Annotated in this window: 10 protein-coding genes and 1 pseudogene; 2 read left to right on the top strand and 9 right to left on the bottom strand. The window is 73.0% G+C overall.

Annotated features, from left to right (window positions below):
- From ACIGHB_RS34215 to ACIGHB_RS34195, 5 genes and pseudogenes are all read right to left on the bottom strand, one after another.
- Positions 1–527: pseudogene (locus tag ACIGHB_RS34215) on the bottom strand (histidine kinase); the annotation flags it as partial.
- A 110-nt stretch (positions 528–637) separates the two neighbouring features.
- On the bottom strand, positions 638–1,366 hold the full coding sequence (locus tag ACIGHB_RS34210; RefSeq protein ID WP_360321784.1) for an ABC transporter ATP-binding protein: 729 nt from the start codon (positions 1,364–1,366) through the stop codon (positions 638–640).
- A 397-nt stretch (positions 1,367–1,763) separates the two neighbouring features.
- The gene (locus ACIGHB_RS34205; RefSeq protein WP_360321781.1) at positions 1,764–2,531 is read right to left on the bottom strand and encodes a DUF3710 domain-containing protein; all 768 of its coding nucleotides are present in this window, start codon (positions 2,529–2,531) and stop codon (positions 1,764–1,766) included.
- A 1-nt stretch (position 2,532) separates the two neighbouring features.
- Positions 2,533–3,045: a dUTP diphosphatase gene (gene dut, locus ACIGHB_RS34200; protein WP_360321778.1), complete on the bottom strand. Its 513-nt coding sequence runs from the start codon at positions 3,043–3,045 to the stop codon at positions 2,533–2,535.
- Positions 3,045–3,629: a PaaI family thioesterase gene (locus tag ACIGHB_RS34195; protein ID WP_360321775.1), complete on the bottom strand. Its 585-nt coding sequence runs from the start codon at positions 3,627–3,629 to the stop codon at positions 3,045–3,047. Before ACIGHB_RS34195 ends, dut begins: the two co-directional genes overlap by 1 nt.
- Positions 3,630–3,687: 58 nt before the next feature.
- On the opposite strand from ACIGHB_RS34195, the gene ACIGHB_RS34190 reads away from it, so the two are divergent.
- Entirely contained in the window at positions 3,688–4,194 is a 507-nt protein-coding gene (locus ACIGHB_RS34190) for a DUF3093 domain-containing protein (RefSeq protein ID WP_360321772.1), read from the top strand.
- 56 nt (positions 4,195–4,250) lie between these two features.
- Here the strand turns inward: ACIGHB_RS34190 and ACIGHB_RS34185 are convergent, their stop codons facing one another.
- The 4 genes from ACIGHB_RS34185 to ACIGHB_RS34170 form a co-directional block, all read right to left on the bottom strand.
- A complete protein-coding gene (locus ACIGHB_RS34185) occupies positions 4,251–5,315 on the bottom strand; it encodes a hypothetical protein (protein ID WP_399918731.1) in 1,065 nt (354 codons plus the stop codon).
- A gap of 13 nt (positions 5,316–5,328) precedes the next feature.
- On the bottom strand, positions 5,329–5,625 hold the full coding sequence (locus ACIGHB_RS34180) for a DUF4193 domain-containing protein (RefSeq protein ID WP_003955561.1): 297 nt from the start codon (positions 5,623–5,625) through the stop codon (positions 5,329–5,331).
- Positions 5,626–6,022: 397 nt separating this feature from the next.
- Positions 6,023–7,261 carry a sensor histidine kinase gene (locus tag ACIGHB_RS34175; RefSeq protein WP_399918729.1) on the bottom strand — a complete coding sequence of 413 codons (1,239 nt, stop codon included), beginning with the start codon at positions 7,259–7,261 and terminating at the stop codon, positions 6,023–6,025.
- A 3-nt stretch (positions 7,262–7,264) separates the two neighbouring features.
- On the bottom strand, positions 7,265–7,918 hold the full coding sequence (locus ACIGHB_RS34170) for a response regulator transcription factor (RefSeq protein WP_030496297.1): 654 nt from the start codon (positions 7,916–7,918) through the stop codon (positions 7,265–7,267).
- A 372-nt stretch (positions 7,919–8,290) separates the two neighbouring features.
- On the opposite strand from ACIGHB_RS34170, the gene ACIGHB_RS34165 reads away from it, so the two are divergent.
- Positions 8,291–8,473 (top strand): hypothetical protein, encoded by a 183-nt coding sequence (locus ACIGHB_RS34165; protein WP_360321761.1) that lies wholly within the window; start codon positions 8,291–8,293, stop codon positions 8,471–8,473.
- Positions 8,474–8,606: the final 133 nt, after the last annotated feature.

Here is an 8,606-nt window from a genome sequence, read left to right as displayed (position 1 = left end):
TTGCCGTGGGCCATGCGGCGGCGCAGCGCCTGGGGCGACATGTCGACCAGCTCGATCTGGTCGGCCCGGCGGACGATCTCGTCCGGGACGGTCTCGCGCTGGCGGACGCCGGTGATGGCCTCGACGACGTCGCCGAGCGATTCGAGGTGCTGGATGTTGACGGTCGACACGACGTCGATGCCGGCGGCGAGCAGTTCGGCCACGTCCTGCCACCGCTTGGGGTTGCGGGAGCCGGGCACGTTGGTGTGGGCGAGTTCGTCGACGAGGGCGACGGCGGGCCGGCGGGTGAGGACGGCGTCGACGTCCATCTCGGTGAAGACGGCGCCCCGGTATTCGAGCTCGCGGCGGGGCACCTGCTCCAGGCCGTGCAGCATGACCTCGGTCCTGGGCCGGTCGTGGTGCTCGACGAAGCCCACGACGCAGTCGGTGCCGCGCTCCACCCTGCGGTGGGCCTCGGCCAGCATCGCGTACGTCTTGCCGACGCCGGGCGCCGCACCGAGGTAGATCCGAAGCTTGCCACGTGCCATGGACCGACCATACGTCCGGCTGATCGGACATTCCGCACCTGGGGGAACACCCCGGTGCGGTATTGACGTGATTCTGATGCGCGCCGGGGCCGTGCCGGTCTACCGGCGGCTCAGGCTTCGGCTATCTCCCCGTCGCGGAGTTCGAGGACCCGGTCGGCGAGGCCGAGGAGCTGGTGGTCGTGGGTGGCGACGAGGGCGGTGCAGCCCTCGCTGCGGACAACGGCCCGGAGGAGTTCCATCACGGCGAGGCCGGTCTCGGCGTCGAGCTGACCGGTCGGCTCGTCGGCGATGAGCAGGGCGGGCTTGTTGGCGAGGGCGCGGGCGATGGCGACGCGCTGCTGCTGGCCGCCGGAGAGCTCGCCGGGGCGCTGGTTGGCGTGGTCGGCGAGGCCGACGAGGGCGAGCAGCAGGGCGACCCGCTCCTCGCGCTCGGCGGGGTCGGCCTTGCGCAGCCGGAGGGGGACGCCGACGTTCTCGGCGGCGGAGAGGATGGGCAGCAGACCGAAGGACTGGAAGATGAAGCCGATCCGGTCGCGGCGGAGCTCCAGGAGGCCGTCCTCGCCGAGGGTGGAGAGGTCGGTGCCGTCGATGACGATCCGGCCGTCGTCGGCGCTGTCGAGGCCGCCGACGAGGTTGAGCAGGGTGGTCTTGCCGGAGCCGGAGCGGCCCTTGAGGGCGACCAGCTCGCCGCGGGGGATGTCGAAGGAGACGCCCTTGAGGGCGTGGACGGCGGCCTCGCCCTCGCCGAACGTCCGGCGCAGCCCCTCCACGCGGATCATCGGCCCCCCGGCGGGGCCATCGACGACGGCCGTCGCGGACTGCGTGCGGTTCTCGCTCACCCTGCGCTCCCCCTCCTCGAACACCTGCACTGGCAAGTATGGTCGGCCCCCGCCCCCGAGACCAGAGCCCGGCACCCCGATCCGACCCCGATCTTCGGACGGGAAACCCCGGCCACCGGACACGGGGGGACCCGGACACCGGACACGGGGAGTTCCCGGAGGGGCCCTCCGGGAAGGCGTACGGGCCTCCGGTCACCGGTCACGGCCGGGAAGACGTACGGGCCTCCGGCCGCCGGTCCCCGCACCGCACCGCGCCGCCCGGATACGGCCGGCCGGGAAGACGTACGGGCCGCCGGTCCCCGCACCGCCCCCGAACGGCCGGTGGGCCGCCGTCCGTACGTCGTGCGTACGGTCGGCGGCCCACCGGACCGGGGTTCCCGAAAGGGTCGGGGTCGCGTCAGCGGATCTCGGTGATCTCCGGGCCGCGCTGGAGCTGGCCCATGCCGCCGGAGAAGCGGGACCCGGCCTGCTCCTCCTGCTGCACGCCGTCCGGCACCATCTGCGCGTCGTTCGGCAGCTTGAGGACGATCGGGTCGCGCGGGGCCATCGGGCCCTCGCCGCGGGCGACCACGGTGTCCCGGACGATCTGCTCCAGGAGGCCGGCCGCCTCGGGCTGGACCGCGCCCTGGCCGGAGATGACGCCGCGCAGGAACCAGCGCGGGCCGTCGACGCCGACGAAGCGGACGATCTGCACGCCGCGGTTGCCATCGGGCAGCTGGACGGGGACCTGCGCGCGCAGCTCCCAGCCGAGGGGGCCCTCGACCTCGTCGATGGCGCCGCCCTGCTGGACGATGCCGGTGGCGATCTCCTCGCGGACCTCGCCCCAGATGCCTTCCTTCTTGGGCGCGGCGAACGCCTGGAGCTGCACGGCGCTGTCGCGCAGCACGATGGTCGCGGCGACGATCGCGTCGCCCGCCACCTCCACGCGGAGCTCCATGCCCTCGACACCGGGCACGTAGAGGCCGCCGAGGTCGACGCGGCCCTCCTCGGGCTTGGCGACCTCGGAGATGTCCCAGGGACCGTCCGGCCGGGGTGCCGGCGGAAGGTTCGCCCTGCGCGGCTGGTCGGCCGCGTCGGCGGCGTCCTCGCCGGTCACCTCGTCGACGACCTGCTCGGCCTCGCCCGCCTGGTCGGCGGCACCGCTCTTCTTGCGACGTCCGAACACGTCACTGTCCTTCCCGGTCGGATACGACCGAAGCGTATCGATTCCCACCCGTCGTGCCGTCCACGGCGGCATGACCGCCGGTGGACCCGAAGCCCCCCTCGGCCCGCGCCGAGCCGGGAAGCTCCGCCACCTCGTGGAAGCGCACCTTCTCGACCTGCTGGACGACCAGTTGGGCAATCCGGTCGAACCGTTCGAACCTGACGCTCTCGCGCGGGTCGAGATTGACCACGATCACCTTGATCTCTCCACGGTACCCGGCATCCACCGTCCCCGGGGCATTCACGAGCGCGACTCCGCAGCGGGCGGCCAGTCCGGACCGGGGGTGGACGAAGGCGGCGTAGCCGTCGGGGAGGGCGATGGAGACGCCGGTGGGGAGCACGGCCCGCTCGCCGGGGGCGAGGACGGCGGCCTCGGTGGTGACGAGGTCGGCGCCGGCGTCGCCGGGGTGGCCGTAGGCCGGGATCGGCACGTCCGGGTCCACCCGGCGGATCAGTACGTCGACGGGAGAGCGCATCAGGGGTTCACCTCGAAGGCGCGGGCGCGCCGGACCTGGTCGGGGTCGGACATGGCGGCCTGGATCTCCTCCGGCCGCCCGTTGTCGATGAAGTGCTCGACCTTGACCTCGACGAACATGGCGTCGGCGCGGACGGCGACGGGTCCGTCGGGGCCGCCGATGCGGCCGGTGGCGGTCGAGTAGATCTTGCGGCCGTGGACGGCGGTGACCTCGGCCTGGAGGTGGAGCACGGTGCCGACCGGCACGGGCCGGCGGAAGTCGGTCTCCAGGCGGCCGGTCACGGCGATGACGCGGAGCAGCCAGTTCAGGGAGCCGAGGGTCTCGTCGAGCGCCGTGGCGAGCACGCCGCCGTGGGCGAGCCCGGGGGCGCCCTGGTGGTCGGCGGTGACGGTGAACTCGGCGGTGACGGTGACGCCGTCGCCCGCGCGGGCCTCCAGGTGGAGGCCGTGGGGCTGCCCGTCGCCGCACCCGAAGCAGTGCCCGTAGTGGGAGCCGAGCGGCTCGCCGGGGGCGGGCGCGTCCGGGTGGCGGACCGGCGCCACGGCGTCGGGCGGCGGGGTGAGGGCGGCAGATGTTGCAGTCACAGGCGCAGACCTTACCCGCGCGGCCGGGCGCGGGTCGCGCCGTGCCAAGCTTGGACGCATGCAGCCTTCCGCGCCCTCCCCGGTCCCGTCCCCCGAGTCCCCCGTCTCCCCGGCGGCGCCGCGCTTCGACGAGCGGCTGACCGTGCCCGGGTCGTGGTGGGCGATCGTGGGTCTGCTGGCGCTCTCCGGCGGTCTGGTGATGTTCCCGCTGGGGACGGTGCCGACGCTGGGCGGTCTGATCGCGGCGGGCGTGGCGGCCGGTGTGGCGGCGTCCTCGTACGGCTCGGCCCGGATCCGGGTGGTGGCCGGTTCGCTGGTGGCGGGCGAGGCCCGGGTGCCGGTGTCGGCGCTGGGGGCGGTCGAGGTGCTGGACGAGGAGGAGGCGCGCGCCTGGCGCATGCACAAGGCCGATCCGCGCGCCTTCATGCTGCTGCGCGGCTATGTGCCGCGCGCGGTGCGGGTCGTCGTCACGGACCCGGCGGACCCGACGCCGTACCTGTACCTGTCGACCCGTGACCCGGAGGGCCTGGCGGCGGCGGTGGAGGCGGTGCGGGAGGAGGGCTGAGGCCCTCCCCCGTCGCGGGTGCCCGTCCCGGGGCCGCTCCGGGCGGCCCGGGGCGGCTAGAAGCCCAGTTCCTTGGGGTTCTCGGGCTGCTCCAGGGGCGGGAGCTCCACGAGCTTGTCCCAGGGGACCTGGCGGGCTCTGAGGTCCTTGCGGATGTGCCCGGCGAGCTTCCTGGTGTCGCGGCGGTTCATGACCGCTCCGACGGCCGCGCCCACCATGAACGGGGTGAGGTTCGGCAGGTTGCGGACCATGCGCTTCATGATCTGCTGGCGCAGTTCGCGCTTGAGCTGTCCGCCGAGGGCCGCGTTGATCGTCGTGGGCTTGGTGGGGTCGATGCCCCGCTCCTCGGCCCAGGAGGTCAGGTAGGCGGCCGAGCGCTGGGGCAGGGTGCCGGGCGGTCGCAGGCCGTAGACCTCGTGGAGCTCGGCGATGAGCTTGAGCTCGATGGCGGCGACGCCGGTGATCTCCGCGGCCAGCTCGGCCGGCATGGCCGGCGGTACGGGGAGCATGGCGGCGGCTCCGATGCCCGCGCCGACGGTCGAGCTGGCGTTGGCCGCGCCGAAGACCAGTTTGTCGGCCAGCTCCTCGGGGCCGAGCCCGGGGAACTGCTTGCGCAGGGTCGCGAGGTCGCGGACGGGGACGCGCGGGGCCAGCTCGATGAGCCGGTCGGCCAGATAGCCGATGCCCGCCTTGGCTCCGTCGCCGCTCCGTTTCACGCCCTTTTTGACGCCCTCCACGCTCCGGCGGACGGCGTCGATGCGCGCGGCGTCGATCTTGATGCGGTCGAGCTGCGCGCGTGCCGGGTTGGCCAGTCGCCTGACGGCGCCCAGCCTGCCGTGACCGCTCGCGTCACGGTCCTCGGGCACCTCGGGGTCCGAGGGGCCTTCGGGGTCCCGCTCCGCGGGGAACGGTGCCTCGCCCTGCCCGGGGACGGAGGCAGCTTCGAGCGAGGCCGTGGGGCCTCGCTCGTCGTCCGCCACGCCGAGGGAGGGCTGGGGGGCGGCCTGCGCGGCGTCGGGAGCCTCCTGGGCGCCCTCCGTCGGGCCGGTGCCGCCCTTGTACGTCCGGGGCTTCGAGGGAAGCCTCAGACGCCGCTTCCGGGACGGTGTGTCGCCTGCCACGGCCGCGCCTGACTCAGTCGCAGTCGCGGCAGATCGGCTGGCCGTTCTTCTCGCGCGCCAGCTGGCTGCGGTGGTGCACGAGGAAGCAGCTCATGCAGGTGAACTCGTCGGCCTGCTTCGGCAGGACCCGGACGGCCAGCTCTTCGTTCGAGAGATCGGCGCCCGGGAGTTCCAGGCCCTCGGCGGCCTCGAACTCGTCGACGTCGACCGTGGAGGTCGACTTGTCGTTCCGACGAGCCTTGAGCTCTTCGAGGCTGTCCGAGTCGACGTCGTCGTCGGTCTTGCGTGGGGTGTCGTAATCCGTTGCCATGTCGCTCTCCCCCTCTGGGTGGTTGCGGGTGTCTCAGCGCACGTAACGCGTGAGAGGTCGGACTTGTGCCCGACCCGAGGCGCAGATTTTGCCTCACATCAAGGTCTGTTACTCAATCGACACCCGTCCCGCGCCCTACACGAGTGATCGGGTACGAGTGGCGAAGCGGACCGTACACGGTCTCCGGCCGGCCCGGGTGGCCCGCCACCCCGTGTACTTTCCGCCGCCCGGCGCCCGGGAAACCCGGACTTTTCCGGGTTTTCCCCCGGAATTCACGGTCACGGAGCGCGACCCGACGGGCACTCGCGCTTGTGATCGATCACACATGCCCGTCTCAGGAGAAGGGTCCTGGAATTCCGCTCAAAGCGAACAGATCGGGCTTCGTCCTTGCAGTCTGTCAGATCGGCAGAGTGACACGCATCACCAGGCCACCGCCTTCGCGGGGCTCCGCCGAGATGCGGCCGCCGTGCGCCCGGGCCACCGAGCGCGCGATCGACAGTCCGAGTCCGACGCCCTTGTCGCTGCCGGTCCGCTCCTGGCGGAGCCTGCGGAACGGCTCGAAGAGGTTGTCGATCTCGTACGCGGGGACCACCGGGCCCGTGTTCGTCACCACGAGCACCGCCTGGCCGTGCTGGACCTCGGTGGTGACCTCGACCCAGCCCCCTTCCGGGATGTTGTACCGCACGGCGTTCTGGAGCAGGTTGAGGGCGATCCGCTCCAGGAGGACGCCGTTGCCCTGGACGACCGCCGGGGAGCGCTCGCCGCGGATCTCCACGCCCTTCGCCCCGGCCTCCTCGTGCACCTGGTCCACGGCCCGCTCGGCGACCTCGGCGAGGTCGACGGACTTGCGCTCGACGATCTGGTTGTCACTGCGGGCGAGCAGCAGCAGGCCCTCGACCAGCTGCTCGCTGCGCTCGTTGGTGGCCAGCAGGGTCTTGCCGAGCTGCCGGAGCTCCACCGGCGCCCCGGGGTCGGAGAGGTGGACCTCCAGGAGCGTGCGGTTGATCGCCAGCGGGGTGCGCAGCTCGTGCGAGGCGTTGGCGACGAAGCGCTGCTGGGCGGTGAAGGCCCGCTCCAGGCGCTCCAGCATCTCGTCGAAGGTGTCCGCGAGCTCCTTCAGCTCGTCGTCCGGGCCGTCCAGCTCGATCCGGCGGGCCAGGTCGGAGCCGGCCACCTGGCGGGCGGTCCGGGTGATCCGGCCGAGCGGCGAGAGCACCCGGCCGGCCATGGCGTAGCCGAAGGCGAAGGCGATGATGCTCAGCCCCAGCAGGGCGAAGAGCGAACGGCGCAGGAGGTCTTCCAGGGCCCGGTCGGACTGCTGGCTCAGGCAGATGGAGACGGCGTGGTTGAACTGCTCACCGGTGCCCTTGTCGGGCAGGCTGCACCACGAGGTGGTGGGCTGGACCTCACCGGTGACGATCTTGAACGGCAGCTGGGCGGCGCTGTTGCTCAGCGCCTGCGCCGTGAAGAGGTAGATGATCGACAGCAGCAGGATGCCGGCGATCAGGAACATGCCGCCGTACAGCAGCGTGAGGCGTATCCGGATGGTCGGCCGCAGCAGCGGCCTGACCGGGTCCCGCGGGTCCCAGGTGGGCTTCGGTGGCGCCTGCGGGTGCGGCGCCGGGGTCGCGGCCATCGGTCAGATCCGGTAGCCGGAGCCGGGGACGGTGACGATGACGGGCGGCTCGCCCAGCTTGCGGCGGAGGGTCATGACGGTGACCCGGACCACGTTGGTGAACGGGTCGGTGTTCTCGTCCCACGCCTTCTCCAGGAGCTGCTCCGCCGAGACGACGGCGCCCTCGGAGCGCATCAGCACCTCCAGGACGGCGAACTCCTTGGGGGCGAGCTGGACCTCCCGGCCGTCCCGGAAGACCTCGCGGCGGTTGGGGTCGAGCTTGATGCCCGCCCGCTCCAGGACCGGCGGCAGCGGCACGGACGTGCGGCGCCCGAGGGCGCGCACGCGCGCGGTGAGCTCGGTGAACGCGAAGGGCTTGGGGAGGTAGTCGTCGGCGCCCAGCTCCAGGCCCTCGACCCGGTCGCTGACGTCGCCGGAGGCGGTGAGCATCAGGATGCGGGTGGGCATGCCGAGCTCGACGATCTTGCGGCAGACGTCGTCGCCGTGGACCAGCGGCAGGTCGCGGTCGAGGACCACGACGTCGTAGTCGTTGACCCCGACGCGCTCCAGGGCGGCGGCGCCGTCGTACACGACGTCGACGGCCATGGCCTCCCGGCGCAGTCCGGTGGCCACCGCATCGGCGAGCAGCTGCTCGTCCTCGACGACGAGTACGCGCACGTCGTTCTTCCTTCCTTCGGCGCTGCGGTCCGGGCGGACCGGCGGGCGATCTCCGCACACTGACTGTGCGTGTCCATCCTGCCCCGTACGCGCGTAAACCGGCTGTAAGACGGCGGTCCGCGGGAGCCGGAGACGGGCCCGGGGGCCGCCGGCGCGGGCGGGGGCACGGGCGGGGGCACGAAGAATTCACCGGAAGCGCGCGCCAGTTGAGGTTTCCGTGCGCGAAGGGGTGGGGAGGAGGTCTGCACACCCCGCGATCACACCCTGTACGTGGCACGCCCACGGCGCTCTTCCGTCCCCCGGGAGCGGACAGTGTGTGATCCACCCACCCCCGGCACTCCCCAGTGCCGCAGGACCCACGAGGAGGGGCGCATGGACGCGTTCACCGCAGGGCTGCTGCACCGCATCAGGACCACGCAGACGGACCTCACGCGGGCCCGTGAGACCGGCGACGAGTACCTCGCGGAGGTCGAGCAGGCCGAGCTGGAGGACCTGCACCGGCTGGCCGCGGAGCACGGTGTGGAGGTCGCGCAGACCTGCGCGCCGAGCGCCTGAGCGACGGCGCTCCCCCGGGAGTGCCGCGGCGGGGGGCCCGCCACCCGGGGGGCGCCCGCGCCCCCCCCGCGCCGCGGGCCGGGCCCAGCGTGCCCCACCCCCGCCCCGCCCGACCCGACAAGATGGGGGGGGC

It is taken from the genome of Streptomyces sp. NPDC085460, from assembly GCF_044541975.1.
Lineage (GTDB): Bacteria > Actinomycetota > Actinomycetes > Streptomycetales > Streptomycetaceae > Streptomyces.
This window is presented reverse-complemented; position numbering and strand designations above follow the sequence as displayed.